The sequence below is a fragment of the Limnobacter alexandrii genome, from assembly GCF_005871185.1.
Lineage (GTDB): Bacteria > Pseudomonadota > Gammaproteobacteria > Burkholderiales > Burkholderiaceae_B > Limnobacter > Limnobacter alexandrii.
The window spans coordinates 259,052-284,040 of record NZ_SWKN01000006.1 but is presented as its reverse complement, the minus strand read 5'-3'; the positions used below and the strand labels follow the sequence as shown (position 1 = coordinate 284,040).

Below are 24,989 nucleotides of genomic sequence, written 5' to 3'. Positions count from 1 at the left end.
TTTGCCGAGCGAGGTGAGTCAGGGTGAATCTCAAAAAGGGAAGTACAGGTTTTCAGGCGAGAGATCGGAACACAAGCCGATCGGGCTGTTAACGAGCGGTCGAGAAAGTGGAACACAAGCCGATCGGGCAGTTAACGAACGGTCGAGAAAGCGGAACCCAAGCCGATCGGGCATCTAACCCGCAGCGAGCAAAAACGCTTAGCTTCCGCCTTCAAACCCCAGCTGCCGCCACGCTTCATACACCATCACCGCCACTGAATTGGACAGGTTCAACGACCGGCTTTCCGGGCGCATCGGTAAACGCAGCCAGTTTTCACGTGCAAACCAGTTGCGCACATCCTCCGAAAGGCCGCGGGTTTCACTGCCAAACATCAAGTAATCACCGGTTTGAAACTTCACATCGAAGGGTGAGCTTTTGCCCTTGGTGGTCATTGCAAAACAGCGTTGCGGGTCGGGTTGGCAGCGATCAAGAAATGCCTGCCAGCTTGGGTGTACCAGCATGTCGGCAAACTCGTGATAGTCCAGCCCGGCGCGGCGCATGCGCGCGTCTTCCAACGGAAAGCCCAAAGGTTCAACCAAGTGCAATTGCACGCCTGTATTCGCACACAAGCGAATGACATTGCCCGTGTTGGGCGGAATCTCCGGTTCAACCAATACCACATTAATCATTCTGGGGTCCTGCACACTGCCATGGTTAGAATTGTTTCAGCGCCTGCCTTGCGAAGGGCCGCCTCGCAGCTTTGAATGGTGGCCCCCGTGGTAATTACATCATCCACCAGGCCAATCCGAATGTTCTTGGGAATGCAACGCGTTGCCCTGAAGGCGCCTTGCAAATTTTGCAGTCGCTCTTCCCGGCCCAAAGCCGCCTGTGCTCCCAGTTCCTGGGTTTTAATCAGCCAGTCATTGCGCACGGGTCGATCAATATGCCTGCCCAAATGCCGGGCAATCAAAGCGGCTTGATTATAGCCGCGCTGCTTTAATTTGTCCGGGCTCACCGGCACAGGCACCAGCACATCCGGCAACGCCATGCCCGATTCCATCACTCTGCTGCCCAGCCAGTAGCCCAGAAACCTCGCCATGCCGTGGTTGTTGCCGTACTTCAGCAGGGCAATCCATTGATCAAACGGCGCCACGTAATCGCTGCACACCACGCACTCCAAAGGCGCTGGTGTGGAATTCTCAACCGCCGGTTTGCAGTGTCTGCAATGCGTCCATCCAAATGCCTGCAATCTTGGCCCAAGGGTCAGTGCACACCGTTTGCAGCGCACGGTCTCAAGGTGGTCAATCATTGCTTGGCAATTCGTGCACACAAAACTTCCAAAACCATGGGTTTGCTTGTGCAAAGGCGTTTGGCAGGCCATGCAGCGCCCCGGCACCATGGCGGCGCCCATACTCTGGCAAGTTCTATAGAATAGAAAGCACCACCTTTTTGCTGAAATGGCTAGCCGCACAATGTCCTCGCAGTTCTGGAAAATTTCTCGATCAAACACCGCTTTGGCGCACCAATGGTCGCGGCGCATTGCAAAACCGTTGCCGTTCATCCTTGAAGAGGTCAACCAGCGCATGGTGAACCGTGCGCAAATCATGCGCCCGGTCGAGGGAGGTGTAGTGCATCAAGGCTGGTTACACCCCGGGGCCTTGCCGAATGTAAAAACCCTGTTTGCCGGGCGTGAACTGGCTGTGTTTGCACCCAAGGCGGTTACTTTGCCCGTGGCGCAGATTGATCAGGCGGCAGCCTCCTTTCTGGCCAAGCTGTGGCCCGGCAGGGGGGCACCCAAGCCCTCTTCGGCCATTGCACTGCCAATCAATGCGCCCCTGCCTGTAAGCACTGAAAGCCAGGCCATGGTCTGGTCGCCATTGTGGTTGCACGCAGTTGCCGACCCCGGCCAATACATGGCTGAATGGCTGCGGGTGTTAAAGCCCGAGGGTGGTGTGTTTTTCAGTTGTTTCGGGCCCGACACCGCCCGCGAATTGCAAGGGCTTGCCCAAACGCTGGGCGAGCCCTTTCCTGATTTTGCAGACATGCACGACCTTGGCGACCTGATGAGCAAGCAAGGCTTCTCAGACCCAGTCATGGAAATGGAAAAGTTGACGCTGACCTACAGCTCGCCCGCCAAATTGCTTGAAGACTGGCGCGCGCTGTGCGGCAACCACCTGGAATCACGTCAAAAAGGTTTGAAAACACCGCGACAGCTGGCTGTGGCCACCTGTCAACTTGAAGCATTGCGCAATCCTGAAACGGGGCGTATTCCGCTCACACTCGAGCTGGTTTACGGACACGCCTGGAAGGTCGAAAGAAAAACCAAAACCGACATTGCGACCGTCAAAATTTCAGACATCAAAGGGCGCAAAGGTTTGAAATAGCATGTTGCTGCGCAGCATTTTCAAATGTAGCGCATTGTTTTTAACTTATTTCTGGGAAATCAGGCTTGGATTGCACCTGTCTTATTGCTTGCTTTAGAGCCTTGAGCCTATAATTCGAAGGTTTTAATGCACTCTTTTGGGTGTGCATTGGGTCTGAATGACTGCTCTCTGAGAGGTAAATGGGCATGATTCCAGAAAATTCAAGTTCAGCTAACACACCACACGGCGCGCCACAGGCGGAGCCGCAAAGTAGTAAGTGGGTATTCCGGCGCAATTGTTCGCTCAGTCCCAGGCAGCTTTTGCAGTGGTATTTAAGCTTGTGTGTAATCACCCTGGTGATTGCCACTGGTTTTTTGCTGGCAGGTTTCTGGATCGTTTTGCCTTTTGCCGGACTTGAACTGTTGTTGGTGGGCACGGCATTTGTAATCTATGCGAGGCATGCGGCCGATTACGAAATGATCGAACTTCAGCCAAACCAGCTAACCCTGGTCATGGCCGATGGCACCAAATTGACCCAGCTTGAATGGTCTCCCCAATGGGCCAAATTGAGCTATAACGGAAAATACAAAGCGCCGCTGTTGTTCAGCCACAGGGGCCAACAAGTAAAAATAGGCAAGTTTATTGCCGAGAAAGACAAGTCGGCGTTGCACCGGGAATTAAAAGCAGCGTTGGCCAGGGCTGCATGTGCGGTATAGGCATGTGGCTTCCACCAGTTTGATATTTTTTTTGAGATTGAGGATCGCCATGTTGAAGTCGTCCTTGGGTATTCGCAAAGCAGTGGCATCGGCTGCAGCAATTGCGATGACATCCTTCGGAGGTGCAGCGTTTGCCGAGAATGTTTCTGGGCAACCCGTGCAGTACAACCTCGCCGAACCGGTTACCGAAATTGCGCGTCAAATCTATGATTTGCACACGTTGATGCTGGTGATCTGTCTGGTCATTTTCGTTGCCGTGTTTGGCGTGATGTTTTACTCAATCTATGCCCACCGCAAGTCAAAAGGCGCAAAGCCTGCTTCTTTCCACGAAAGCGTGAAAGTTGAAATTGCATGGACCATCGTGCCTTTCCTGATCGTGATCGGCATGGCGCTGCCAGCCACCAAAACCGTGGTGGCCATGAAAGACACCTCGAATGCCGACCTCACCATCAAGGCCACTGGCTATCAGTGGAAATGGGGCTATGAATACCTGGCAGGTGAGGGCGAAGGCATTTCATTCCTGTCCACCCTGTCTACCCCGCGCGATCAAATCGACGACCATCAAGGTCAGGCCGTTGCCCGTGGCGAAAATTATTTGATGGAAGTGGACAACCATGTTGTGGTGCCGGTGAACAAGAAGGTTCGCGTGGTAACTACAGCCAACGACGTCATTCACGCCTGGATGATTCCCGCCTTCGGCGTGAAGCAAGATGCAATTCCTGGTTTCGTGCGTGACACCTGGTTCAAGGCCGAGCAAGAAGGCATTTACCGCGGCCAGTGCGCAGAACTGTGCGGCAAAGACCACGCCTACATGCCCATCGTTGTTGAAGTGATGTCCGAGGAAAACTACTCCAAGTGGGTTCAAGCCAAGCTGGAAGAAATGAAAGCCAAGCAGGATGACCCCACCAAGGAATGGACCAAAGAAGACATGGTTGCCCGTGGCGAGCAGGTCTACAACGCCAACTGTGCAGCTTGTCACCAAGCCTCCGGTGAAGGCATTCCTGGCGCATTCCCTTCGCTGGTCGCTGCACCTTCCGTGGTTGGCCCACAAGCAGGTCAAATCGACATTCTGCTGAACGGCAAGGGCGCTGGCATGCCAGCGTGGAAGCAGTTGAGCGATGTTGAAATTGCTTCAGTAATCACATACACACGAAACGCTTGGGCCAATGCTGGCACAGGTACCGACCCGGTTGTTCAGCCAAGTGCTGTTACGGCTGCACGTTAATATTGCTTAGGAGATTTATTAAATGAGCACTACCGCGGCAGATTTAACCCACGGCCATGGTCACGACCATGACCACGCGCACGACCATCCGCATGGCTGGCGTCGTTGGTTGTACGCAACCAACCACAAAGACATCGGTACCATGTACCTGATTTTCTCGTTCATCATGCTGCTTGAAGGCGGCGTGTTGGCCCTGATGCTGCGTGCAGAACTGTTTGCACCCGGCTTGCAACTGGTTCAGCCCGAGTTCTTTAACCAGCTCACCACCATGCACGGTCTGATTATGGTGTTTGGTGCGGTCATGCCTGCTTTCGTGGGTTTTGCCAACTGGATGATTCCGCTGCAAATCGGCTGTTCTGACATGGCTTTTGCCCGCATGAACAACTTCAGCTTCTGGCTGATGGTGCCCGCTGCGATCATTCTGACCGCTTCATTCTTCATGCCCGGTGGCGCCACCGCTGCTGGCTGGACCCTGTACGCACCGTTGTCCGTACAAATGGGCCCTGGCATGGATGCCGCCATTTTCGCGATGCACATTCTGGGTGCCTCATCAATCATGGGTTCCATCAACATTATCACCACCATCCTGAACATGCGCGCTCCCGGCATGACCTTGATGAAGATGCCAATGTTTGCCTGGACCTGGCTGATCACTGCTTACCTGCTAATTGCTGTAATGCCCGTGTTGGCCGGTGCCATCACCATGGTGTTGACTGACCGCCACTTCGGCACGTCATTCTTCAACGCGGCCGGCGGCGGCGACCCCGTGATGTACCAGCACATTTTCTGGTTCTTTGGTCACCCTGAGGTGTACATCATGATCTTGCCGGCTTTCGGCATCATCAGCCACATCGTGCCTACCTTCGCGCGTAAAACACTGTTTGGTTACAGCTCCATGGTGTACGCCACAGCGTCCATCGCGATTCTGTCCTTCATCGTGTGGGCGCACCACATGTTCACAACCGGCATGCCAGTCACAGGCCAGTTGTTCTTCATGTATGCAACCATGCTGATCGCAGTGCCCACTGGCGTGAAGGTGTTTAACTGGCTGGCCACCATGTGGCGCGGCTCAATGACCTTCGAAACCCCAATGCTGTTTGCTGTGGGCTTCATTTTCGTGTTCACCATGGGTGGTTTCACCGGTCTTATTCTGGCCGTAGCCCCGGTTGATATTCAGCTGCAAGACACCTATTACGTGGTCGCCCACTTCCACTATGTGTTGGTCGCGGGTTCATTGTTTGCCTTGTTTGCGGGTACCTACTACTGGTTGCCCAAGTGGTCTGGCCGCATGTACAGCGAAACATTGGGCAAGTGGCACTTCTGGTCATCGCTGATCAGTTTCAACGTCACCTTCTTCCCAATGCACTTCCTGGGCCTGGCCGGTATGCCACGTCGCTACGCCGATTACGCCACTCAGTTCACTGACTTCCATGCCCTTGCCACTGTTGGTGCGTTCTGGTTTGGTTTGTCTCAGCTGATTTTCCTGTGGTGCGTGTTGCAAGCCTGGCTGTTCCAGAAAGGTGAGCCAGCGCCTGCAAAGCCATGGGAAGGCGCGGAAGGCCTGGAGTGGACTGTTCCATCACCAGCACCGTTCCACACTTTTGAAGATCCACCCACAGTGAAGTAATTCGCTGCGCGGTTAACAACGGGGGGTTGGTTTTTTCCAACCCTGCGTTGTGTAAAAAGGCTTCCGCACGGAGGCTTTTTCACACAACGAATTGGTTCAGTAAGGAAGTAAAAGTGACACCTGAAGAGAAAGAGAAAGCCAAGCAGAACAAGCGTACCGGTTTAATTCTGCTCTCGGTGGCCGCCGTGTTTTTCATCGGCATCCTGGTCCGAAAGGTGATGGAGCCCAGCATTTTGAGTTTGGTGAATTAGTTTTGTTGAATCAGCAGTAGAGGTAATGCAGCATGGCACAAGGAAATAGTCAAAAAACAAGCGGTTTGCACAAACAAATGGTTGTGCGTCTTGTGGTGATTGTTGTGGCCATGTTTGCCTTTGGTTACGCATTGGTGCCCATTTACAAGGCAATTTGCGAAATTACCGGGATCAACGTATTGACGCCTCAAACCAAGAATGCGGAAGAAATTGTCAAGAACACCCAGGTGGACAAAAGCCGAAGCATTGAAGTGATTTTTGATGCCAACGAGCGGGGCAAGTTTCAGTTCAAGCCCGAGACCAATCGAATGATGGTCCACCCCGGTGAATTGGTCACCATGAATTATGTGGTTTATAACAACCTGCCCAACGACACGGCAGGTCAGGCAATACCCAGTTATTTGCCCAGCAAGGCTGCTGAGCACTTCACCAAGCTGGAATGTTTCTGCTTCAAACAGCAGCCTTTCAAGTCGGGTGAAACCAAAGAATTTCCGGTGGTGTTTGTGATCAACCCCAAGTTGCCGCAAGACGTACACACCATCACATTGAGCTATACGTTTTTTGAAGTGGCCGGTGCTACAGCCATGGCAGCAGAGTAATGTCGGAAGACATCAAAGAGGCCGCATCGCGTAAAGCGAGCAAGGCCACTTTTCTGCAAACGCTGTCGGCGGTGTTGTGGTCGTTTTTTGGTGTTCGCAGGGGCAAAAGCCACTCCGAAGACATGCAGAAGTTGAATCCGGTCCACGTGATCATTGTGGGCCTGCTGGCCGCAGCCGGTTTTGTGATCGGACTGCTGCTACTGGTGAATTTTGTGGTGAGTTCCGCTTAAGCCGTACGGAACCCGCTGAGGCAATATTGAAGCATCTAAATTAGAGAAATAGGAGAAACCACCATGCGTGCGAATGCACCATATTACTTTGTGCCCGGCTTGTCCCAGTGGCCTGTGCTTGGCGCAGTGGCCATGTTCTTTTTTGTACTGGGCATGTCCCAGTGGGTAAACGGCGCCGCATCTGGCCCTTACCTGTTTGCACTCAGCATGGCAATTCTCATCTATGTGCTCACCGGCTGGTTCAAGCACGTGGTTGGTGAATCCGAAAGTGGTCAGTACAGCGCCCGCGTTGACGTCTCCTTCCGCTGGTCCATGGGCTGGTTCATTTTCTCTGAAGTCATGTTCTTTGCCGCATTTTTCGGCGCTTTGTTTTATGCCCGTCAAATTGCGCTGCCTTGGCTTGGCGACATCGACAACAAGGCCTTCCTGTGGCCCGACTTCACCGCCAATTGGCCCAACACTGGCCCCGCCGGCACAGTGGATGCATTTCAAACTATGGGCCCCTGGCCAATTCCAACCATCAACACCGCTTTGCTGCTCACCTCAGGCCTGACCCTGACCTGGGCGCACCACGCGCTGATCGCCAACAAGCGTTCACAGTTGATTTGGGGCTTGGCGCTGACCGTGTTGTTGGGCGCTATCTTCATGGGCTTCCAGGCGTATGAATACATTCACGCTTATCGCGACCTGAACCTGAAGCTGACTTCCGGTATTTTCGGTTCAACCTTCTTTATGTTGACCGGCTTCCACGGCTTCCACGTGACCATCGGTGCCATCATGCTGTTCTTCATCATGATTCGTTGCATCAAGGGCCACTTCACGCCGCAGAACCATTTCGCTTTTGAAGCGGCAGCCTGGTATTGGCACTTCGTGGATGTGGTTTGGTTGGGCTTGTACGTGGTGGTTTACTGGCTGTAACACCGGGAGCTTTCCCGGCAGGCTGTAAAACACGCAATGAAAAAAGCCACTGGAAAACTCCGGTGGCTTTTTTTTGGATTTTGAACTTATCGAATGCCTGTTGACTCTATCCAGCCCATGTACCAGGCAAACAGAATCAATAGAAACAGCGCGATGGACAAACCGATGCGCATGGTTAAGGCGTTTACAGTGCGGCTGGATTTGCTTTTGTCTTTCATGAGAAAGAAAAACGCCGAACCCAAGCTTGCCAATATGCCCAGGAACGCCAGGCCAATGATCAACTTCATGGTGAAAACCTTTTTAAAACTAACCGTGTACAGCACACAAGTGGAAGTATGTCATGGTTAAAGCAGTGAGAACACCCGGCAAAGTCAAGCTTACCTTCACCCTGTTGATCGGGGCTACTTTGGTGTGGCTGACCTTCAGTTTGGGACAATGGCAAACAGGGCGAGCGCAGGAAAAACAAACCCTGTTTGATGCGCAGGCGCGCGCATTGGCGGCCGAGCCTGTGTCTCCAGCCAGTGCGCAATTGGACTTGGACAATTTGTCCTACCGGAAAATTGAATTGAAGGGTAGGTTCGAGGCCAAAGCCCTGATATATATAGACAATCGTCAGGTTAACGGTAGGCCCGCAGTACAAGTGGTGCAGGGGTTCAGGCCCGAGGGAGAAAGTTTTCTGATTCCTGTGGATCGTGGCTTGTTGCTTCGCAACCCGGCTGAACCACGCCTTGCGCCCGAGATGCCTTCGGAGGCTGCCCAGGCTGGCGGACTGTTTGAATTGCAAGGGACTATTTTGCCGCGTTTTGCCCAGTCTGCTGAGTTACGGGGTATTGCCCTGGGCGGCACAGAGGACATTGTGATGACCCAAAGCAATGGTTTTGAAGTGTGGTCAAATTTTAGTGCGAATGAATTTGAGAAACACGCCGGTGAAGCGGTGAGTAATTTTGTTGTAACCCAACAGCCTGTAGCACAAACTGCCGGGCAGCAGTCACAAGCCAGCAAGGTCGGCGGTTTTTATCACCTGCCTGTGCCTTTGCAGGAACAAGTGGCCAAGCACAAGGGTTACGCTTTTCAATGGTTTAGCATGTCGGCGGTGTTGGTTTTGCTGACCCTATTTTTTGTGTATCGCGAGTTTTACAAGGGAAACAAACAATGAACAAAGGCCGAATCACCATCATTTTGGTGTTCCTGACCTGTGCTTTGCCCATTGCGGCGGCTTTCTATTTGTACTTTTTCGACAAGCCCGAGGGCACCAACAACTACGGCACCATTCTGGATCCGCAGGTGGATGTGTCAACCGATGTATTCAAGAACATCAATGGCGACGATTTCACCATGAAGCAGGTGGCCGACAAGTGGGTGCTAATCCAGGTCATCAACAGCAGTTGTGATGAAGTGTGCCAGAACACGATGTACTTCCAGCGTCAGGCCCGCGCATCCAAGGGCAAGGAACAGGGGCGCATCGAGCGTGTGGTGTTTGTCACCGATGACGGTCCCCTTGAAACCTTGTTGTTGCGCCAGTTTCCAGACGTGCATTTTGTGCGCGCCAGTGAAGATCAATTGAAAAGCTGGTTGCCACTGGAGCAGGGCATTGTGGGCAGCAAAGGCAGTGCCGACATTGGCACGGTTCGCGACCACGTGTTCGTTGCTGACCCTTTGGGCCATGTGATGATGCGTTTTCCGCCCAACAACACCTTGCAGTTTGACAAGTTTCGCAAAGACGTAAGCCGCCTGTTGTGGGCATCCAATATTGGTTAATTCGAGAGCAGCATCATGAGCAGTTACAAGCGTTTGGTCGCATTCACCACCGTACTTACCTTCCTGTTGATCATGTTGGGCGCTTTTGTGCGCTTGACCGATGCAGGTTTGGGTTGCCCCGACTGGCCCGGCTGCTACGGCAAGTTAACCCCCACGCACGCCGCCGAGGAAATCGCGCAGGCAGTGGAAATTCAAGGGGGTACGCACGGCCCGGTTTCCATGCCCAAAGCCTGGAAAGAAATGGCGCACCGCTACGTGGCAACATTTCTGGGCTTGTTGATTATCGGCATCATGGTGATGGCCTGGAAAAAACGGGCTGAACTGAAGCAGTCCCCGGCTTTGGCCACCTGGCTGTTTTTTGCAGTGTGTTTGCAAGGTGCCTTTGGTGCTTGGACCGTGACCATGTTGCTCAAGCCCGCTATTGTGACCGGGCATTTGATCGGTGGCATGACCATTCTGGGCATGCTGACCTGGTTGTGGTTGCGCCAAACCAGCCCGGCGCGCACCGTGGCCCCGCCACGCGACATGGGCGGCTTGCGCTTGCTGGCGCGCGTGGGTTTCGTGGCTGTAGCCGCGCAAATTATTCTGGGTGGCTGGGTAAGCACCAACTACGCTGCTGTGGTGTGTACGGACTTCCCGACCTGCCAAGGCAGCTTCTGGCCACACATGGAATTCAAGGATGCATTTCACATCGTTCGCCATTTGGGTGAAACACCCGAGGGCGAAATTCTGAACGTGGCCTCGCTCACCGCGATTCACTTTATTCACCGCATTGGCGCCTTGGTAGTCACTGGCATTTTGGGCTTCCTCGCCTTTGCGCTGTGGCGTAACCCTGGCACCAAACCGTTGGCCATTAAACTGGTGGCGGTGCTGGCTTTGCAAATTGCCATGGGCATTGGTAACGTGGTGTTTCAATTGCCTTTGTGGTTGGCCGTGGCGCACAATGGGGGCGCGGCGCTATTGCTGGTCACCCTGATCTTGGTAAACTATCGGGTTGCGGGCAATCGCCATCGAATTTCATAAGGCCCAACAATGCCATCAGCTCCACCCAAAGCAGACAAAGCCAAAACCATGAGTGGTTTTTCTCACGTGGCCAAACAGTACTGGACATTGACCAAGCCACGCGTGGTGGCCTTGATCGTGTTTTGTGCCGTCATTGGCATGTTTTTGGCAACGCCCAGTTTGCCCAATGCGCAGGTGTTGATTGCCGGTACTTTGGGTATCTGGTTGGTGGCCGGTGCAGCAGCGGCTTTTAATTGCCTGGTTGAACAACAAATTGATGCAAAAATGGCCCGCACGCGGGCCAGGCCCTTGCCGCGTGGTGAATTGAATTCCGTCCAAACGCTGGTCTTCTCCAGCATGGTTGGTGGTGTGGGTGTGTGGATTTTGTATGTGTTCGTGAACCCGCTGACCATGTGGCTGACCTTGGCCACCTTCGTGGGCTACGCCATTATTTACACCTTGCTGCTGAAACCCAATACCCCCCAAAACATCGTGATTGGTGGCGCTTCCGGTGCCATGCCGCCGGTGCTGGGTTGGGCTGCGGTCACCAACAGCGTATCGGCTGAAGCGCTAGTGTTGTTCCTGATTATTTTTGTGTGGACTCCGCCGCATTTCTGGGCACTGGCACTGTACCGCACGCAAGAATACGCCCGGGCCGGCCTGCCCATGTTGCCTGTAACCCATGGCGCCGCCTTCACGCAGTTCCATGTGTTTCTGTACACCATCATGTTGGCAGCCACCACGCTGATTCCCTTCGCCATGAAAATGAGCGGTTTGATCTACCTGATCAGTGCCATCGTGCTGAATGCAATTTTCATTGGCTACGGTTACAGAATCTGGAAAAACTACAGCGACGCCTTGGCGAAAAAGGCGTTCACGTATTCCATCGCCTACCTGGCGTTTTTGTTCGCGGCCTTGTTGGTCGATCACTATGTAACGGTGTAAGCAGTATGCGCAGTGTATTCAAGCAGTTCCAGCAGTTGAAAACGTGGTGGGTTGTCGGCGCGGTGGCGCTTTTGACCGCTTGCAACATGGGTCCCGCCAGTTTTACCAACACAGACATCACGGGTTCGTCCCTGGTGGCCAACTTCAAGTTGAAAGACTTGTCGGGCACCGAGCGAACCATGGAAAGCTACAAGGGCAAGGTGGTGGCCATGTTCTTCGGCTACACCCATTGCCCCGATGTGTGCCCAATTACCATGCAGCAATGGAGCGAGGTGAAAGCCAAGTTAGGCGAGAAGGGCGACAACTTGCAGGTGCTGTTTGTGTCAGTTGACCCCGAGCGCGACACCCCTGAATTGCTGAAGAAATATGTTCCCCAGTTTGACCCTTCTTTCGATGCGCTCACTGCGGAATCCTCCGAGGAGTTGAAGCCTTTGCTGGCTGGCCTGCGGGTGTTTGCCGGCAAAGTCGAGGGCAGTACGCCTGAGAACTACTTGATGGACCACACCTCGGCCAGTTATGTGTTTGACCAGCAAGGCCGTGCTCGTTTGCTGGTGCGCCACAATGCCGATTCTGCCCCCGTGGTAAGCGACGTTGCGCAAATACTCGACGGCAAATAATTAATCCTTTCTGGCCGTGATCACGCTGCAGCTCAGTTGTGGCAGGTTCATGGTCAGTTGCTTTTTGAACTCGCTTACCGAGCGTTGTTTGTCGGGGTGTGGCCCTTCAGCCTGTTTTGTGGTCACGGTGTTGCCTTCCATGCTGAACACCACTTCCCATTCCAGCAACAGTGGTTCGCCTTCGGGTCCATGGTTGACCAAGGCGATCACTGGTCTGCCCTCGAATAACTCTTCCCGTATTAAATTGATTGTGGCTGATGCGCCATTGCCTGCATACCAGTTTGCATTCAGTCCTGCCTTTCTTAAAGCCTTCAGCAGTCGAGTGGGCGAGCTGCCCATGCTGCCACTCAGCAAATTCGGGCATTCGGCCCAGCGCATGATTTCCTGAATGAAGGGGTCGTTCAGTGGATGGCCGTGTCGGTCCTTGGGAACATGGTTCCAGCCAATTTGATGATGATGAAGAATGGCACCAAGCGCACATGGTCCGCTTGCCCTTTCAACACCTGCTGGTGATGTAAAGCCATAAAAGGAAGAAAGCTGGAAACTGGAAGTTGGGCTGAATTCGCGTGGTGTGTTTGCATCGACAATTGATTTCGCCTCTGCAAAGTCAATTTCAAAGCTTCTGCCGTTACTCATAAAAACACGTCCTGTGCTGCCTGAATGATCTCCTATCTTATTCAGTGAATAAACATATTCTCGCTGTGCATAGTTCTATGCACAAAGCTTATTCCGTTGTGCAGAACAGAGCTTGTGTCTTATTCAGCAGGTGGCGTATTTGCAAGGTTGGCTTGGGTTGGGGCGGCCAGGCTTCCGAGTGGGGAGGGGGCTCCCAAGGTAGAAAGCAAGCCATCCAGCGCATCGGTGACCGGGCTTAATACGGCATCGAGTGGACCAGCTGCAGGCTCAGGCTCGGGGCCTGGCTCCGGGTTTGTGGTGGGCGGTGGGTTGCTGGTGCCAGGGTTGTTGCCATTGCCCGATTCATTGGTGCTGGTGGTGTCTGTGGTGCTTGAGTTGTTGTCTTCGTTGTCGCTGTAAATTGCCGCGGTTGCACCCAAAAACACCAGGCTTTCCAGTACTGGGTAGCCTGTTGAGTCACCGCCCTCGGCACCCGTGCCAAACAGGCCGAAAAGGTCGGGTGTGTCGTCGCTGTCTGCTGTGGTGTCAGCTTGCTGGCTTTCGAAATACACGCCTTGGCCGTACAGGTCGGTGGCGATCCACTGTGGTGCCTGGTCCATCTCAACCACTTCTAAATTGAAGGTGGCTGCTGCACCGTTTTCAATAATCAACGCATCTTTCACACCGGTGAACTCGATCACGGCTTTGCCTGCCGGGTCGCTCACCACGCGGTCGCCCGGCAACAAAACCAGGCCAGCCTGGGCAGGCAGAAAAAAGCCATCCCGTATCAACTGCACATTGCCGCTGACCTGGCTAATTTTTGCTTGCTGTTCAACTTGGGTGCTTGCTGCGTTCATAAGTGCTAAGCGTAATTGTAGGGGCCACCTACTTCAAGTGCTTTTTTAAAGCTGGGCATGGCGTGAATACGTTTTACATACGCTGCAATTTTCGGCATTTTATTAATGCTGTCTGCGCGGCTCATGGCTGCCTCCAAGGGGAAGCTCATCATGAAGTCAGCACCGGTGATCTCGCTGCCGCAAAACCATTCATTCTTGTTCAGCACGCTTTCAATGTAAGCGAACTGCTTTTCAAGGTTGGGGTTGATGAAGCCGCTTTTCACCTGCTTGGAAATACCGCGCGCGATCGGCAGTACGATGGGTTTGAGCAGGGCAGGCACAGGTGCGTTTTCAATTTTGTTGAACACCAGCGTCATCACCAAAGGTGGCATGGCGGTGCCCTCAGCAAAGTGCATCCAGTAGGTGTAGTCGCGGTGGGCCTGGGTGCCTGCTGCCGGGCGAAACTTGCCACCCGCCTTGTCGATCAGGTATTCCACAATGGCACCGCTTTCGGCCACGGTAATGTCGCCATCGGTAATCACAGGCGATTTCCCCAAGGGGTGAATTTTCAGCAATTCGGGCGGGGCCAGGTAAGTTTTGGCGTCACGCGCGTAGCGGGTTACTTTGTAGGGAAGGCCAAGTTCTTCAAGCAACCAGATAATTCGTTGCGAGCGTGAGTGTTCCAGGTGGTGTACTTCGATCATGGTCATAAAAAAGGGCTTGTTGCCAAGCCCTTAGTGTAGGTCAGTTTTCACCCGAAATGATTACGGCTTTGTTTTAAACCTCGCCGTGTTCGTATTTCAACAAAGCGGTTTTCATTTTTTTCATGGCCTGGGTTTCAATTTGACGCACCCGCTCGGCCGATACACCCAACTCGGCGGCAAGGTCGTGCAGGGTTTTTGCATTGTCACCAGCCAACCAGCGGCTGGCAATAATACGCTGGCTGCGTTCATCCAGGCTGGCCAAAGCCTGGTCAAGCCCCTCGCTGTGCAGGCGCTCCATGTTGGCGCCTTCCAGCACTTCGGTGGGCTCGGCACCCTCGGCAGCCAAATAACGCACAGGGTTGTAGCTGTTTTCCTCGCTGTCCGCATCCACCACAGGGTCCAGGCTGAATTCATGGCCTGCCATCCGGCGTTCCATGTCGTAGACGTCTTCCGGGCGTACGTTCAACTCGCTGGCCACCTCACTAATTTGGTCAGGTGACAGGGTTTGGCCGTATTTCTTGAAGCTGTTCAGGTTGAAAAACAGCTTGCGGTGCGCCTTGGTGGTGATCATTTTCACCATGCGCCAATTGCGGATAATGTATTCGTGAATTTCAGCCTTGATCCAGTGCAGCGCAAAGCTGACCAAGCGCACGCCGCGCGTTGGGTCAAATCGCTTCACGGCTTTCATCAGGCCAATATTGCCTTCCTGAATCAGGTCGGCGTGGGGCAAACCATAGCCCAGGTACTGGCGCGCCACGGCAACCACCAAGCGCAGGTGGCTAAGTACCAAGCGGCGGGCAGCTTCCAGGTCGTTGTCGCGTTGCAGGCGTTCGCCCAGCTCCACTTCTTCTTCTTGCGAGAGCATTGGAATTTGGTGGGTGGCGGAAATGTAAGCATCCAGATTGCCAAGCGGACCACGGGCCACCAGCGCCCATGGGTCGCGCACGGCAAGGCTGCTGCCAGCGGCGCGGGTGTTAGCAAGAGTTAATGCAGTGGTCATGATTGCGGTGTTCTCCGAATTAATGAACCAATTTCCAGTTAATTTTAGCACTCCTTGTCACAGAGTGCTAATCACCCGAAAAGTTCCTGCGGTGATTCCACCAGAAATCCTTCCTCTCGCATCATGCCCATCATGCTGCGCACGTCGGCCTCAAGTTTCTTTCGGGGAACCTGAACAAATATTTCAGCCAGTACCTCGGTAACCTCAATTGCGGTGCCGGGAATTTCAAGTATTCCCCACACGGCCTGGGCCACAGCATTTAGCCGCCAAACACAATGTTCGCCGTTTCTCCACAAAAAGGCGGTTTCGCCAACCCTGCGCAGGGTGGCGCCCGCTGTTCTTGAAAATATTTGCTTTGAATTCACCGGTTTTGGGGCGGCGGCCTTGAGCGGGTTCCAGTGGCCTGCGTCATGCACTTGAACATCGGGGGCTATTCCCGTCGGGCTGGAGAACGCCTGTTGCAGCAGTTGTACGGCTTCCTCCAGGTTGCTGTACACCAGTCGAACGCAAGTGATTCCGCCCAACAGTGCTTGAGTTGCCGCCAGGGCTTCGCCCGGCGATTCAAAGTGCCCCATATTTTGTTGCAGGGCATAAAACAGGCCGTCGTCTTGCTGAATGTGGTGCAAACGGGCGGGGGTGTCGGCCTGTCGGTCCAACACCACCAGTGCGCTCAACGGCAGGTGTGTGCCGTGCGGGGCCAACGTGGCTGGGCACACATACCCGTAACGGGAATCGTGGGGGCCAAGGTGCCTGGCAACCATTTGCCTGAAAGCTTCACTTGAGTCAGCGGGCAACGGCAAGCGCAGGCGGGGCGATACGCCCAGTGCAATTCCTTCACCTTGCGGGCCTACAGGCAGCACGTCGTCGCAGAACACTTGCAGCTTGGGCTCGGCACACAGGCGGCTGATCAGGGTGCTTTTGCCTGCACGGCCTGGGCCTGTAATCGCGATCAGGCGATTGTCAATTGCAAATGCACCGGCGTGAAAAACAATTGGGGTGGTGGCCTGTTCTGAAAAAGCCTCCAGCAAATCGGCGACCACGGCGCACACGGCACTGGCCATGGGTAGGCCTCGCAATGGTTCATCCAGGTACGCGGATTCGATGTCGAAGGTTCCTGCTTGTTGCAGGTTGTGGCGAACCCTGACCACGCATTCATCGCCAAGATTGCAGGGTTGCTGCCCAGGCTGCCGGGTGTATTGCCAACTCGGAATGACTTGGTCAATACCACCCAGCAACTCGGGGTCGTCGGGAATGCACAGGTGTTTGCCTACACCCGCAAACCTCAGTGCCAGGCAAGCGGCCGGTACTACGGTGTCCACGCGTACTTAAAAGCGAATGTAGAACCAGGGTCGGCTGATCCTTGAATAACGCGAGTAGCGGGAGTACCGCGAATACCGGCTAGGGCGTGATGGCCGGGAGGAACGATAACCCCGACCGTAGCGGGTACGGTGATAGTCGGGGCGGGAAGGGCGTGATCTGCGGCTGGGTTTTGAGCGACTGCCCGCCTGTGCGGTGGCCAAACCAACCATGGCAGGCGCAGCATACAGGGCGCCCACAGCCAGGCCCACCTTGGCCAGCGCGGCCCGCCGTGCTTTGAGTTTCTCGTCGTCGGAATGTGACATATTGCTTCCCCTGTCAAATTGGACCGCCTCGAGCGTGGCAATCATAGTATTGAAACGCAGTTCTTCGAAAATTCGCTGACATTCATTTTGCGGGCTTTGCATTCTTTACATAACTAAACATTCAATTAATAATCGCAGCAATAATTCACATAACAATTAATACACTCGCCACGCTACAACCGCACACTTGGGGACAAGGGTTTGAAGAACTTATTGATACTGGAAGACCATCCGACTTCGGCCATGGTCGTTGAAGAAATTATTGCTGCCGTTATTCCAGGGTTGAATACCCGTGTAGTTGATTCAGTCGATCAACTGCAGCAAATTGAGCCAGCCGATGTTGATTTGGTCGTGTCTGACCTGGTGCTGCCCAACAGCAAGCCGGCCGAGGTGGTTGACCTGGTGTCACAGCGGTTTTCCAATTCATTTCGTATCTTCTTTACTGCCTTGGGCGATCCAAAAATTGAGCGACAGGTGACCAGCTCGGGTGCCTTGCTGCTCTCCAAAAGTCAGCATTACAAAGAACTCATGGTTCAGGTTCAGTCTTTTTTGAAGCGTGATTCAGTCAACGTGAATTCGATTGCCCAGCGAAACGAATTTCAAAGCCTGATTCAAATGCCCGGTAGCCCCAAGCCCTTAACCATCAAGCAGGCCCAAGTGATGGAACAGGTGTCCCTGGGTAGGACAGGCAAGGAAATTGCAAGGATACTGGGCATGAGCCCTGACACGGTGAATGCCCACATCAAAGAGGCCTTTGGGCGACTGGGTGTTCAAAACCGTGGCGAGGCAGTGAGCAATTATTCGGTTGCACGAAAGCTGGCGGCCCGCCTGCATGGGGAGGCTGCGCTGGCGCACTTGCAGCCCAACGCCGATTGAACTGTTTGAATGAACCTGAAACGCTATTTGCTGGTGCGAATGATCACCCTGGGCCTGTTGTGCTGGGTGCTCATTTCTGCCTATGTGGTGCTGCGCACGGCCAGTGAAGTAGACCAGGCCTTGGTCAGCGACGCCACCCGCCTGCACGAGATGGTGGAATATTCCATGTACAAGCGGCAAATCAACCCGGAAATCGAGGGCTCGCCGGTGTTGGTGGGAAGCCAGTATGGTTTGTTGCTGGCTCCTTACTGCATTCGCTATGAAGGCTGGAATGGGCAGGTGCGGCAGGAGGGCTGTGACAACCTGGTGCGCCATCCTGTAGAGGCGCAGTTAATGCGCTTGCTGGGCGTTCAAATTGAATCCGAGCCCAGGGCAGTGGGTTTGTGGGGCCAACCGTTCGGCGAGTTGTTCATTACTGCCGACCCGCAACTGGTGTTGGCCAAATTCTGGAACACACTGCGCGACCTGCTGTTGCTGAGCACCCTGATTGTGACCAGTCTTGCCGCCCTGACTTATGTGGTGATTGGTCGTGCCTTGCAGCCGGCCGCCACTTTGGTCGAGAAAATCGACTCGATCGCCATTTCAGAGGACAGCCCGCCACCGGCGCAATTGCCCGATGTGCAACCGCGCGAGTTCGGTCGGATTGCACAGGGTGTGAACCGTTTGAACGAGCGATTGTGGCGCCTTACCCAAACCCGGCGAAACCTGTTGATGAAGTTACTGAATGTGCAAGAAGAAGAGCGACGGGAGTTGGCCCACTTGGTGCACGCAGACTTGGGGCAGTCTCTTAGTTTGATTGCAGTGAACTGTGCCCAGTTGCGCGCGCAGCTAAAGGGCGGCGACACTGAAGTGCAGGACAAGCTGGAAGAAATCGATTTACAGATTGAAGGGGCTTTCGAGCGCATGCGGGCGGTGCTGGTCAACAAGTGTCCACCGGTTCTTGAGGGGGCGGATTTGGGCATGGCCATTCAAGACCTGTGCACCCGCTGGGAAATTAATTCGGGCAGCGGCTGGATCGTGAAGCTGAATCTTGAAGAGGCCGCGCTGAATGGTTTGGACAAAGACCGCGCACTGTGCGTTTACCGCACGGTAGAGGAGTGCCTGGCCAATGTGCGGCGGCATGCATCGCCAGGTTCGCCGGTGAATGTTGGTTTGGTGCTGCAGCAGGGAATGCTCGAATTACGTGTTGATAACCAACTGCCCCAGCCTGCTGAAACGCAGCTGCCCTCGGGTGGAATGGGTCTGAATTTGCTGGCTGAACGAGTGCGGGTGCATGGCGGTGTGTTCAAGGCGCAAGTTGAGAATCACCAGTTTGTGGTGTCGGCCAGCTTTCAACAAAAAGGTGCTGCATGAACAACGCCGACTTTCCTATTTTATTGGTAGACGACCATGCCGTGGTGCGGGCTGGTTACCGGCACTTGCTGGAAACGCAGGGCGGTTATAGTCAGGTTCGAGAAGCGGAAAGTGCGCAAGAAGCCTATGCCGCATGCCAGAAGGCGCTGCCCGCATTGGTGATCTGCGACATCAGCATGCCCGAACCTGTTGGCTTGAGTTTGATTCAGCGGGTGCTGGGGCGTTGGCCTGAGGTGAAATTCCTGATGTTCACCATGCACAATTCAATTGAATTGGCGCGCGCCTGCATGGACGCTGGCGCAAAAGGTTATGTCACAAAAAGCAGCCGCCCAGAAGTACTGTTGCGGGCCATTGGTGAAGTGTTGGCGGGCCGCACGTTCATGAGTGCAGACCTGTCGCGTTTAATGGCGCTATCGCGTTTGCGCGACAACCGGGGCGGGCTGGACGAGCTTAGCAGCCGCGAGTTTGAAGTGTTGTGCCTGTTGGTGGCAGGGCAGTCGGCTGAACAAATCGGAGAATTGCTGTTCTTGAGTTCAAAAACCATTCACAACATTCATTACCAAATCAAAAAGAAATTACAGGTGAGTAATGACATTGAGCTGACCAAGTTGGCCATTGGGTGGGGATTGACCACTGCATCGATTACTCAGTGATGTCGGGCAAAATTCCTGAGCTGGATTCAGTACACTTTTTTCATGGCAGCACAGTGTGCTGTTTATCACAACAACTTTGGAGAAGAAGACATGAGCTGGACCACCCCACAATTTGTAGACATGCGTTTCGGTTTCGAAATCACCATGTACATCGCCAACCGTTAATTTTTTCGGTTGTTGTCGCAAGAAAAAGGAAGGCCAGGCAGAGTTGGCTTTCCTTTTTTTATGCGTGGCGTAACTGTTCGGTTGAATTCAAGGTCAGCGCCAGGCCTTGTTCCAGAAGCATTTTGGCCATCGATTCATCCCCAAAACCGTAAGGTGCCTCTGGCGCACTGTCGTACAGCAAACCCAGGTAAAGATATGCGGCGCCGTCTTGCGGTGCCAAAGTCATGGCCCGTTCAAGCGAGAGCTTGGCCTGCGTTAAAAAGTGGATGCCGGCAAGGCCGCCCAGGCACTTCGCATAACCAGTCAACACAATGCCGTTCCACAACAGTACTTTTGGATCGTTGGGAAAGTTGATCGCGAGTTCTTGAACAGTTTCTGACAGCTTGCAAAGCAGCGTCTCTCGGGCGCGCGCAAACTCACATCGCAGTGCGTCTGCCCAAAGCATTTGTACAGACTCAATAGCGGTATCCGGGGCTGTGGCCGTGTGTGCCGCGGGTTGTTTGGCGGTGGGGGTATTCGTTTCGATCACACTGAATATGTGTCTCATACGTAACTCCTAAGCGTCGTTCTAAGTATTCAGAAGTGTTGCGCTGGGGCAACCGTTTCATTGATTAACGCGTCTTTTTCGTTTAGGAATACAAATCAATCAAAAATGTTGAAACAAAAAAGGGAGCCCTTGTGAGGCTCCCTTTTTATTGAGTAAAGCCGTATTGAACGGTTTACCTGATTTCGATTGTACCTTTCATGCCCGCCGCAGCTTCTGATTTTCTTGACATCAGGTCATCAAACTGGCCGGTGCGCACGGGAACAAACCACCATTCCAAGACTTGCCCTGGATATACCTCTACCTTGCGAATGGGACCATAAATTTCAGCCAACGGTTCTTTTCCACCTTTGTCCAGCACCACAATTTTGCGGGTGTAAACCGAATCTGCAAGTCCATTGGATCCAAAGTAGTACGATTTCTGACTGTTGTTGGAAATCGTCAGGATTGTCAGGGTACCTGTTTCAAATTGTAAAGTGTCGGGCGTAAAACGCTTTTCTCCGGCAGCATTACTCAATTCAACATGGAACCGCTTTGGTTCCTGCTTGGTCAGGTCGCCTGCTGCCCACGCTGGCTGAAACAGCAGGGAAGAAACTACCGAGAAACCGATTAAAAGCAGGCGTGGCTTCATGGCATGTCCAGCGATCCCACCGACTTGGGCGACACCATCACACCCCAAGGCATATTGCCCTCCGGAATGTCTTTGACCACATTGCCGGTGGCGTAATCCAGCACAAGAATATTGTCGCTGCGCCCACAGGCCACAATCAACTGGGTGTCATCGGGTGTAAAGCTGAAGTGCCAGCAACGCTCGCCCACCGGCATTTCTCGTTTCAGCTCAAGCGTTTTTGCATCAAACACCTGAATAGCTTTGCCGCGCGCCAGCGCCACTACAATTTCCGAACCATCGCGGGTGTAGGTGACACCATAGGGCACCTCGCCAGTGGCGGCTTCGTTGATCACATTGTAGTTTTTGTCGAGAATCAGCATTTTGTTGCCGTATTCCAGCGTGACCACGAATTGCTCCCCGTCGGGAGAGCGCTTCACGCCACGTGGTCGAATACCGTAGCTTTCGGTGTCGATCTGTTTGATTTTCTCGCCAGTTTCAATGTCGTGAACCGATACATTTTCATCGGCTTCATTGGTCACGATGATGTGTTTGCCATCGGCAGAAAACTCAATGCCTTCGGTCTCAAACCCGGCTGTAATTTCTTTGATTTTCTCGCCCTTCACCAAGTCGATGATGGCCACTTGTGCGGGCAGCTCATCGCCTTCCTCGCGTTCTTTTTCAATGGCCTTGGCTTCTGCTGAGCCAGGCTTGGGCGGCGGGCCGCCCTTGGAGGCGGGCTCGTAAGCCACAAATGCAAGGTTGCCCAACACACGTACAAATTCCGGGTTAATGCCCACGGGCACGCGGCGTACCACTTGGTTAGTGGCGGTGTCTACAATGGCCAGGTCTTTGGTTTCCTTAACCGCGACCACCAGCAGTTTTCCATCTTCGGTCAAGCCGACACCACGGCCGCCTTCTCCAACATTGATCTCACCAATTTTTGAGTAATCCGCGAGTGAGTAAATGGTCACTGGCCCATCTTGGTGAGTCACGTAGGCTACGGCCTGTGGTGCGGTTTGCTCAACCGGTGCCGCTGCCTCGGGGGCCACTGCTTCTTCTTTTTTTGAACACGCGGCCAAGGCCACTGCCAGGCCCAGTGCAATCGCACTTGTTTTGAATTTCATTTGTTGTTCTCTCCCTGCTAAATGCTTTGACGCTAAGGAAGTTTCCCTGTTTTGTCCCGGGAAGATTTCCTGAAATATGAAATGTCATTGTGACAGGTCATGTGGGCAATTCCTTCCAAACATCGATTTAGCGCAGATTCTGCAAGCATTTTGAACCTTTGTGACAGTTTGGTTTCAATACACTGTGTAGTGTGACCAGTAACCCTTTTGTAAAGAAGTGCCGCCATGAAGTATGTTCAAGAAAAACAAAATACCGCGCTTGAGTCGCGGTTAATGCCCCGTGTGGCCTTGTCAGCCTCCATGGGTTTTGCGGCATATTGGACCTACCTTTACTTCAGCCAAACCAAACATATTTTCAGCCCGGCATTGAAGCACCATGAAGTGCTGACTCACCATGCGCATGAATTCACCGAGCTGCGCTTGCAGGTGGCACCCGGTATAGAATTGGAAGGCTGGGTGCGCATGCCCACTGGCATGGGCGGTGCAGGCAGCAAAGCACCTTGTGCCATATATTTTGGTGGCCGCAGTGAAGATGTGCGTTGGCTACTCAACGAAGCACAAGGCTTCAAAAATTTGCCCTTGGTGTTTTTCAATTACAGGGGTTATGGCAATTCCAATGGCACGCCGATGGAAAAACATTTGGTGGCCGATGCACGTGCCATTTACAAATGGGTGGCTGAACAACCTTGGTGCGACCGCAATCAAATTTCAGTGATTGGCCGCAGCCTGGGTACAGGCGTGGCCATGCAACTGGCAGCCAGCACACCCGTGCACAAACTGGTGTTGTTCACGCCTTATGACAGCTTGATCAGCATTGCAAAAAAGAAGGTGCCCTTGGCGCCTGTGTCGCTGCTGTTGCGCAGCAAGTTCAAATCAAATGAATGCGCGGTGAACGTGCGCAACCCGACCTTTGTGTTGCTGGCTGAAAATGATCAAGTGGTGCCGCACGATTCCTCGTTGCGACTTATGCAGCACTTTGCAGTGAAACCCCTGGTGGCGACAGTGAAAGGAACCGACCATGTCAGCCTGCCGCACGACACCGATGCACAGGGTTTGGTCAGTCATTTCTTGACGGCGTAGTTACCCACTCCCTGTATTCACTGGGTGTTTTGCCAGTCAGTTTTTTAAATGCCCGCGTGAAGTTGGCCCGGTCTTGGTATCCCACACGCTGCGCGATTTCGTCCACGTTTAGCTTTGTGGTTTCAAGCAACAGGCAGGCATCGCGTTGAATGACTTCACCCAGCAAATCGCTGAAGTTTCGCCCTTCGTTTTGTAATTTACGCTTCAAGGTACGTACTGACATGTGCAAGGTCTCGGCCATGTCTTCAAGCTGCGGGTAGCGGCCGTCCCGGCACATCAACAGGTTTTTCACCCGCCCACTTAAATTGTCGCCCAGGCCCAGCGCAATCAATTCCTGCTCGCATTGCTGGATCACCATTTGTGCAGTGGTGGCGTTGGCGGTGGGCAAGGGCAGGTCTAGCCATTTGGCGGGAATTCGAATTTGATTGCCAGCCGCATTGAAACGGCACTTGGGCAGGCTGCTGGCGTAGCTTCCGTAATAGGGCGGTTCAGGCCAGTCAAACCACAACTCAATTCCGCTGGCCTCGCGCTTGCCGCCCATGGGGTTGAACAAACTTTCAAACAAGCGCCACACTTCAATCACAAAATTTTCAATCGCGAATTTGCGAACAGGCTCTAGTGGCATGGCCTCGCGAACATGGCATATCAAGGTACGTTCGTCTTCGCTGGTGTCGATGGTGTAGAAGGGCACTTTGGTGGGCAAAAAGCGAATGCCCAACTCGATGGCTTCACGCAAGGTTGCACAGCTCATCAAACCAAAACCGATCATGCCTGCTTTGGTCAGGCTGCTTTGCAAACCCATGTCGATGGCAATGTGCTCGCTTTGAAACAGCGCCAACAAATTCATCACAATAATGCCGTGCTGTGCCGCGGCAATTCGGCTATTGGGCACTTGTAACTGGGCAAGGGTCAGCCCGCTGTGTTCCAGAATTTGTTCTGCGGCAAACCCGCGTTGCACCGCATAGTTCACGAAAAACAGTGGGTAGGCTTGCGCCACCGTGGTTTGTTCCAGCAGCCGAAGCTGCGGAAGGTCTTTCAGTTCCATGCCCAGTAAACCAGGGTGGCACCAGCCACCAGCAATTGCACACTGTTGATGATCACGCTTAACCTGTGTTTGCTGTTGAATTCAGCGCCAGCTGTGGCGTCACCGGCCAGTTCCCGATCACGAAGTTCGTTGATTTGAAGCATCAGAATTTGGCGTGTGTACACACTGGCCAAACCCACCAAAGCCGAGGGGAACAACACCCAAAAGCCGCCGCCCGAAAGCCCTGCAAAAATTGCACTGAGAAAGCCAAACACAATCACGTACAGGTAATACCAAGGGAACACGGCGCGAATGAATGGCCCCGCGTGTTCCATGGGTAGTTTGGTGAATACCAAAGGGGCAAACAAAGCTGAGAACGCCAAAATACCGCCGAACAAACCACCCAAGGCCAAGGTTGTGAGTGCTTGAAACCATTCCATGTGTCACCTGCTACAAAGTTACTGCGAACCTTGATTGTGCTACAGCAATCGAAGGCTGTGGCCCAAATTGACTCCAAAGTCGTCACTTTTCACACTCACGCCGGTTGCCCGC

The 24,989-nt window shown here is 53.5% G+C and carries 32 protein-coding genes; 18 read left to right on the top strand and 14 right to left on the bottom strand.

All coding sequences use genetic code 11. The features are described 5' to 3' along the window. Positions 1 to 198: 198 nt before the first annotated feature. Together trmL and FCS97_RS01630 are read right to left on the bottom strand one after the other, a co-directional pair. On the bottom strand, positions 199 to 669 hold the full coding sequence (gene trmL / locus FCS97_RS01635) for a tRNA (uridine(34)/cytosine(34)/5-carboxymethylaminomethyluridine(34)-2'-O)-methyltransferase TrmL (RefSeq protein WP_138516007.1): 471 nt from the start codon (positions 667 to 669) through the stop codon (positions 199 to 201). After that, complete coding sequence (locus FCS97_RS01630) at positions 666 to 1,391, bottom strand: ComF family protein (RefSeq protein ID WP_138516005.1); 726 nt, start codon at positions 1,389 to 1,391, stop codon at positions 666 to 668. Before FCS97_RS01630 ends, trmL begins: the two co-directional genes overlap by 4 nt. Positions 1,392 to 1,437: 46 nt before the next feature. Here FCS97_RS01630 and FCS97_RS01625 point away from each other — a divergent pair, with 46 nt between their 5' ends. The 8 genes from FCS97_RS01625 (at position 1,438) to FCS97_RS01595 (ending at position 7,909) form a co-directional block, all read left to right on the top strand. Next, positions 1,438 to 2,364, top strand: a complete 927-nt coding sequence (locus tag FCS97_RS01625) for a methyltransferase domain-containing protein (RefSeq protein ID WP_138516003.1) — start codon at positions 1,438 to 1,440, stop codon at positions 2,362 to 2,364. Positions 2,365 to 2,543: 179 nt separating this feature from the next. Beyond that, complete coding sequence (locus FCS97_RS01620) at positions 2,544 to 3,059, top strand: DUF2244 domain-containing protein (RefSeq protein WP_138516001.1); 516 nt, start codon at positions 2,544 to 2,546, stop codon at positions 3,057 to 3,059. 49 nt (positions 3,060 to 3,108) lie between these two features. After that, entirely contained in the window at positions 3,109 to 4,284 is a 1,176-nt protein-coding gene (coxB, locus tag FCS97_RS01615) for a cytochrome c oxidase subunit II (RefSeq protein ID WP_138515999.1), read from the top strand. Between the two features lie 22 nt (positions 4,285 to 4,306). After that, positions 4,307 to 5,911: a cytochrome c oxidase subunit I gene (gene ctaD, locus FCS97_RS01610; RefSeq protein WP_138515998.1), complete on the top strand. Its 1,605-nt coding sequence runs from the start codon at positions 4,307 to 4,309 to the stop codon at positions 5,909 to 5,911. A 113-nt stretch (positions 5,912 to 6,024) separates the two neighbouring features. Beyond that, positions 6,025 to 6,162: a cytochrome oxidase small assembly protein gene (locus tag FCS97_RS16510; protein ID WP_171035125.1), complete on the top strand. Its 138-nt coding sequence runs from the start codon at positions 6,025 to 6,027 to the stop codon at positions 6,160 to 6,162. 32 nt (positions 6,163 to 6,194) lie between these two features. Continuing rightward, positions 6,195 to 6,761 (top strand): cytochrome c oxidase assembly protein, encoded by a 567-nt coding sequence (locus tag FCS97_RS01605; RefSeq protein ID WP_138515996.1) that lies wholly within the window; start codon positions 6,195 to 6,197, stop codon positions 6,759 to 6,761. Further along, a complete protein-coding gene (locus FCS97_RS01600; RefSeq protein ID WP_138515994.1) occupies positions 6,761 to 6,991 on the top strand; it encodes a DUF2970 domain-containing protein in 231 nt (76 codons plus the stop codon). Before FCS97_RS01605 ends, FCS97_RS01600 begins: the two co-directional genes overlap by 1 nt. A 63-nt stretch (positions 6,992 to 7,054) precedes the next feature. Further along, positions 7,055 to 7,909: a cytochrome c oxidase subunit 3 gene (locus FCS97_RS01595; RefSeq protein WP_138515992.1), complete on the top strand. Its 855-nt coding sequence runs from the start codon at positions 7,055 to 7,057 to the stop codon at positions 7,907 to 7,909. Between the two features lie 86 nt (positions 7,910 to 7,995). Here the strand turns inward: FCS97_RS01595 and FCS97_RS01590 are convergent, their stop codons facing one another. Continuing rightward, positions 7,996 to 8,196 (bottom strand): twin transmembrane helix small protein, encoded by a 201-nt coding sequence (locus tag FCS97_RS01590; RefSeq protein ID WP_008247552.1) that lies wholly within the window; start codon positions 8,194 to 8,196, stop codon positions 7,996 to 7,998. A 53-nt stretch (positions 8,197 to 8,249) separates the two neighbouring features. On the opposite strand from FCS97_RS01590, the gene FCS97_RS01585 reads away from it, so the two are divergent. Genes FCS97_RS01585 through FCS97_RS01565 form a run of 5 tightly spaced genes read left to right on the top strand, consistent with a single transcriptional unit; the run spans position 8,250 to position 12,231 of the window. After that, complete coding sequence (locus tag FCS97_RS01585; protein WP_138515990.1) at positions 8,250 to 9,065, top strand: SURF1 family protein; 816 nt, start codon at positions 8,250 to 8,252, stop codon at positions 9,063 to 9,065. Then, positions 9,062 to 9,667, top strand: a complete 606-nt coding sequence (locus FCS97_RS01580; RefSeq protein WP_138515988.1) for an SCO family protein — start codon at positions 9,062 to 9,064, stop codon at positions 9,665 to 9,667. The genes FCS97_RS01585 and FCS97_RS01580 overlap by 4 nt, the downstream gene beginning before the upstream one ends. A gap of 15 nt (positions 9,668 to 9,682) precedes the next feature. After that, on the top strand, positions 9,683 to 10,690 hold the full coding sequence (locus FCS97_RS01575; RefSeq protein ID WP_138515986.1) for a COX15/CtaA family protein: 1,008 nt from the start codon (positions 9,683 to 9,685) through the stop codon (positions 10,688 to 10,690). Between the two features lie 9 nt (positions 10,691 to 10,699). After that, entirely contained in the window at positions 10,700 to 11,614 is a 915-nt protein-coding gene (gene cyoE / locus FCS97_RS01570; protein WP_281283826.1) for a heme o synthase, read from the top strand. Between the two features lie 5 nt (positions 11,615 to 11,619). Further along, positions 11,620 to 12,231, top strand: coding sequence for an SCO family protein (locus tag FCS97_RS01565; RefSeq protein ID WP_138515983.1), 612 nt, complete (start codon positions 11,620 to 11,622; stop codon positions 12,229 to 12,231). Here FCS97_RS01565 and FCS97_RS01560 read toward each other — a convergent pair whose 3' ends face one another. The 6 genes from FCS97_RS01560 to FCS97_RS01535 form a co-directional block, all read right to left on the bottom strand. Next, entirely contained in the window at positions 12,232 to 12,867 is a 636-nt protein-coding gene (locus FCS97_RS01560; RefSeq protein ID WP_138515982.1) for a hypothetical protein, read from the bottom strand. A 119-nt stretch (positions 12,868 to 12,986) separates the two neighbouring features. After that, positions 12,987 to 13,703, bottom strand: coding sequence for a FecR family protein (locus tag FCS97_RS01555; RefSeq protein WP_138515980.1), 717 nt, complete (start codon positions 13,701 to 13,703; stop codon positions 12,987 to 12,989). 5 nt (positions 13,704 to 13,708) lie between these two features. Then, positions 13,709 to 14,386, bottom strand: coding sequence for a glutathione S-transferase (locus tag FCS97_RS01550; protein ID WP_138517748.1), 678 nt, complete (start codon positions 14,384 to 14,386; stop codon positions 13,709 to 13,711). Between the two features lie 73 nt (positions 14,387 to 14,459). Next, the gene (rpoH, locus tag FCS97_RS01545; protein WP_171035124.1) at positions 14,460 to 15,386 is read right to left on the bottom strand and encodes an RNA polymerase sigma factor RpoH; all 927 of its coding nucleotides are present in this window, start codon (positions 15,384 to 15,386) and stop codon (positions 14,460 to 14,462) included. Positions 15,387 to 15,457: 71 nt separating this feature from the next. After that, positions 15,458 to 16,705, bottom strand: a complete 1,248-nt coding sequence (locus tag FCS97_RS01540; protein ID WP_138515977.1) for a PqqD family protein — start codon at positions 16,703 to 16,705, stop codon at positions 15,458 to 15,460. A 6-nt stretch (positions 16,706 to 16,711) separates the two neighbouring features. Further along, positions 16,712 to 17,008, bottom strand: coding sequence for a hypothetical protein (locus tag FCS97_RS01535; RefSeq protein WP_138515975.1), 297 nt, complete (start codon positions 17,006 to 17,008; stop codon positions 16,712 to 16,714). A 201-nt stretch (positions 17,009 to 17,209) separates the two neighbouring features. On the opposite strand from FCS97_RS01535, the gene FCS97_RS01530 reads away from it, so the two are divergent. From FCS97_RS01530 to pqqA, 4 genes are all read left to right on the top strand, one after another. Continuing rightward, a complete protein-coding gene (locus tag FCS97_RS01530) occupies positions 17,210 to 17,884 on the top strand; it encodes a response regulator transcription factor (RefSeq protein WP_138515973.1) in 675 nt (224 codons plus the stop codon). 9 nt (positions 17,885 to 17,893) lie between these two features. Continuing rightward, positions 17,894 to 19,237, top strand: a complete 1,344-nt coding sequence (locus FCS97_RS01525; protein ID WP_138515971.1) for a sensor histidine kinase — start codon at positions 17,894 to 17,896, stop codon at positions 19,235 to 19,237. Continuing rightward, the gene (locus FCS97_RS01520) at positions 19,234 to 19,890 is read left to right on the top strand and encodes a response regulator (protein WP_138515969.1); all 657 of its coding nucleotides are present in this window, start codon (positions 19,234 to 19,236) and stop codon (positions 19,888 to 19,890) included. The genes FCS97_RS01525 and FCS97_RS01520 overlap by 4 nt, the downstream gene beginning before the upstream one ends. Before the next feature lie 90 nt (positions 19,891 to 19,980). Next, a complete protein-coding gene (gene pqqA / locus FCS97_RS16755; protein ID WP_008247588.1) occupies positions 19,981 to 20,055 on the top strand; it encodes a pyrroloquinoline quinone precursor peptide PqqA in 75 nt (24 codons plus the stop codon). A 58-nt stretch (positions 20,056 to 20,113) separates the two neighbouring features. Here the strand turns inward: pqqA and FCS97_RS01510 are convergent, their stop codons facing one another. The 3 genes from FCS97_RS01510 to FCS97_RS01500 form a co-directional block, all read right to left on the bottom strand. Beyond that, positions 20,114 to 20,602 carry a TRAP transporter TatT component family protein gene (locus FCS97_RS01510; RefSeq protein ID WP_138515968.1) on the bottom strand — a complete coding sequence of 163 codons (489 nt, stop codon included), beginning with the start codon at positions 20,600 to 20,602 and terminating at the stop codon, positions 20,114 to 20,116. A gap of 172 nt (positions 20,603 to 20,774) precedes the next feature. Continuing rightward, a complete protein-coding gene (locus FCS97_RS01505; RefSeq protein WP_138515966.1) occupies positions 20,775 to 21,230 on the bottom strand; it encodes a cupredoxin domain-containing protein in 456 nt (151 codons plus the stop codon). Beyond that, positions 21,227 to 22,333: a cytochrome D1 domain-containing protein gene (locus tag FCS97_RS01500; RefSeq protein WP_138515964.1), complete on the bottom strand. Its 1,107-nt coding sequence runs from the start codon at positions 22,331 to 22,333 to the stop codon at positions 21,227 to 21,229. The genes FCS97_RS01505 and FCS97_RS01500 overlap by 4 nt, the downstream gene beginning before the upstream one ends. Before the next feature lie 225 nt (positions 22,334 to 22,558). On the opposite strand from FCS97_RS01500, the gene FCS97_RS01495 reads away from it, so the two are divergent. Beyond that, positions 22,559 to 23,413: an alpha/beta hydrolase gene (locus FCS97_RS01495; RefSeq protein ID WP_138515962.1), complete on the top strand. Its 855-nt coding sequence runs from the start codon at positions 22,559 to 22,561 to the stop codon at positions 23,411 to 23,413. Here FCS97_RS01495 and FCS97_RS01490 read toward each other — a convergent pair. Both FCS97_RS01490 and FCS97_RS01485 read right to left on the bottom strand, forming a co-directional pair. Then, entirely contained in the window at positions 23,391 to 24,458 is a 1,068-nt protein-coding gene (locus FCS97_RS01490) for an AraC family transcriptional regulator (RefSeq protein ID WP_138515959.1), read from the bottom strand. The genes FCS97_RS01495 and FCS97_RS01490 overlap by 23 nt on opposite strands. After that, entirely contained in the window at positions 24,449 to 24,877 is a 429-nt protein-coding gene (locus FCS97_RS01485) for a DUF4149 domain-containing protein (RefSeq protein WP_138515957.1), read from the bottom strand. Before FCS97_RS01485 ends, FCS97_RS01490 begins: the two co-directional genes overlap by 10 nt. Between the last annotated feature and the right edge of the window lie 112 nt (positions 24,878 to 24,989).

What these genes read in the sequence shown, in the direction of transcription:
- trmL (WP_138516007.1), bottom strand. Translation starts at nt 669, where the DNA reads ATGATTAATGTGGTATTGGTTGAACCGGAGATTCCGCCCAACACGGGC.
- FCS97_RS01630 (WP_138516005.1), bottom strand. Translation starts at nt 1,391, where the DNA reads ATGGGCGCCGCCATGGTGCCGGGGCGCTGCATGGCCTGCCAAACGCCT.
- FCS97_RS01625 (WP_138516003.1), top strand. Translation starts at nt 1,438, where the DNA reads ATGGCTAGCCGCACAATGTCCTCGCAGTTCTGGAAAATTTCTCGATCA.
- FCS97_RS01620 (WP_138516001.1), top strand. Translation starts at nt 2,544, where the DNA reads ATGGGCATGATTCCAGAAAATTCAAGTTCAGCTAACACACCACACGGC.
- coxB (WP_138515999.1), top strand. Translation starts at nt 3,109, where the DNA reads ATGTTGAAGTCGTCCTTGGGTATTCGCAAAGCAGTGGCATCGGCTGCA.
- ctaD (WP_138515998.1), top strand. Translation starts at nt 4,307, where the DNA reads ATGAGCACTACCGCGGCAGATTTAACCCACGGCCATGGTCACGACCAT.
- FCS97_RS01605 (WP_138515996.1), top strand. Translation starts at nt 6,195, where the DNA reads ATGGCACAAGGAAATAGTCAAAAAACAAGCGGTTTGCACAAACAAATG.
- FCS97_RS01600 (WP_138515994.1), top strand. Translation starts at nt 6,761, where the DNA reads ATGTCGGAAGACATCAAAGAGGCCGCATCGCGTAAAGCGAGCAAGGCC.
- FCS97_RS01595 (WP_138515992.1), top strand. Translation starts at nt 7,055, where the DNA reads ATGCGTGCGAATGCACCATATTACTTTGTGCCCGGCTTGTCCCAGTGG.
- FCS97_RS01590 (WP_008247552.1), bottom strand. Translation starts at nt 8,196, where the DNA reads ATGAAGTTGATCATTGGCCTGGCGTTCCTGGGCATATTGGCAAGCTTG.
- FCS97_RS01585 (WP_138515990.1), top strand. Translation starts at nt 8,250, where the DNA reads ATGGTTAAAGCAGTGAGAACACCCGGCAAAGTCAAGCTTACCTTCACC.
- FCS97_RS01580 (WP_138515988.1), top strand. Translation starts at nt 9,062, where the DNA reads ATGAACAAAGGCCGAATCACCATCATTTTGGTGTTCCTGACCTGTGCT.
- FCS97_RS01575 (WP_138515986.1), top strand. Translation starts at nt 9,683, where the DNA reads ATGAGCAGTTACAAGCGTTTGGTCGCATTCACCACCGTACTTACCTTC.
- cyoE (WP_281283826.1), top strand. Translation starts at nt 10,700, where the DNA reads ATGCCATCAGCTCCACCCAAAGCAGACAAAGCCAAAACCATGAGTGGT.
- FCS97_RS01565 (WP_138515983.1), top strand. Translation starts at nt 11,620, where the DNA reads ATGCGCAGTGTATTCAAGCAGTTCCAGCAGTTGAAAACGTGGTGGGTT.
- FCS97_RS01560 (WP_138515982.1), bottom strand. Translation starts at nt 12,867, where the DNA reads ATGAGTAACGGCAGAAGCTTTGAAATTGACTTTGCAGAGGCGAAATCA.
- FCS97_RS01555 (WP_138515980.1), bottom strand. Translation starts at nt 13,703, where the DNA reads ATGAACGCAGCAAGCACCCAAGTTGAACAGCAAGCAAAAATTAGCCAG.
- FCS97_RS01550 (WP_138517748.1), bottom strand. Translation starts at nt 14,386, where the DNA reads ATGATCGAAGTACACCACCTGGAACACTCACGCTCGCAACGAATTATC.
- rpoH (WP_171035124.1), bottom strand. Translation starts at nt 15,386, where the DNA reads ATGACCACTGCATTAACTCTTGCTAACACCCGCGCCGCTGGCAGCAGC.
- FCS97_RS01535 (WP_138515975.1), bottom strand. Translation starts at nt 17,008, where the DNA reads ATGTCACATTCCGACGACGAGAAACTCAAAGCACGGCGGGCCGCGCTG.
- FCS97_RS01525 (WP_138515971.1), top strand. Translation starts at nt 17,894, where the DNA reads ATGAACCTGAAACGCTATTTGCTGGTGCGAATGATCACCCTGGGCCTG.
- FCS97_RS01520 (WP_138515969.1), top strand. Translation starts at nt 19,234, where the DNA reads ATGAACAACGCCGACTTTCCTATTTTATTGGTAGACGACCATGCCGTG.
- FCS97_RS01510 (WP_138515968.1), bottom strand. Translation starts at nt 20,602, where the DNA reads ATGAGACACATATTCAGTGTGATCGAAACGAATACCCCCACCGCCAAA.
- FCS97_RS01505 (WP_138515966.1), bottom strand. Translation starts at nt 21,230, where the DNA reads ATGAAGCCACGCCTGCTTTTAATCGGTTTCTCGGTAGTTTCTTCCCTG.
- FCS97_RS01500 (WP_138515964.1), bottom strand. Translation starts at nt 22,333, where the DNA reads ATGAAATTCAAAACAAGTGCGATTGCACTGGGCCTGGCAGTGGCCTTG.
- FCS97_RS01495 (WP_138515962.1), top strand. Translation starts at nt 22,559, where the DNA reads ATGAAGTATGTTCAAGAAAAACAAAATACCGCGCTTGAGTCGCGGTTA.
- FCS97_RS01490 (WP_138515959.1), bottom strand. Translation starts at nt 24,458, where the DNA reads ATGGAACTGAAAGACCTTCCGCAGCTTCGGCTGCTGGAACAAACCACG.
- FCS97_RS01485 (WP_138515957.1), bottom strand. Translation starts at nt 24,877, where the DNA reads ATGGAATGGTTTCAAGCACTCACAACCTTGGCCTTGGGTGGTTTGTTC.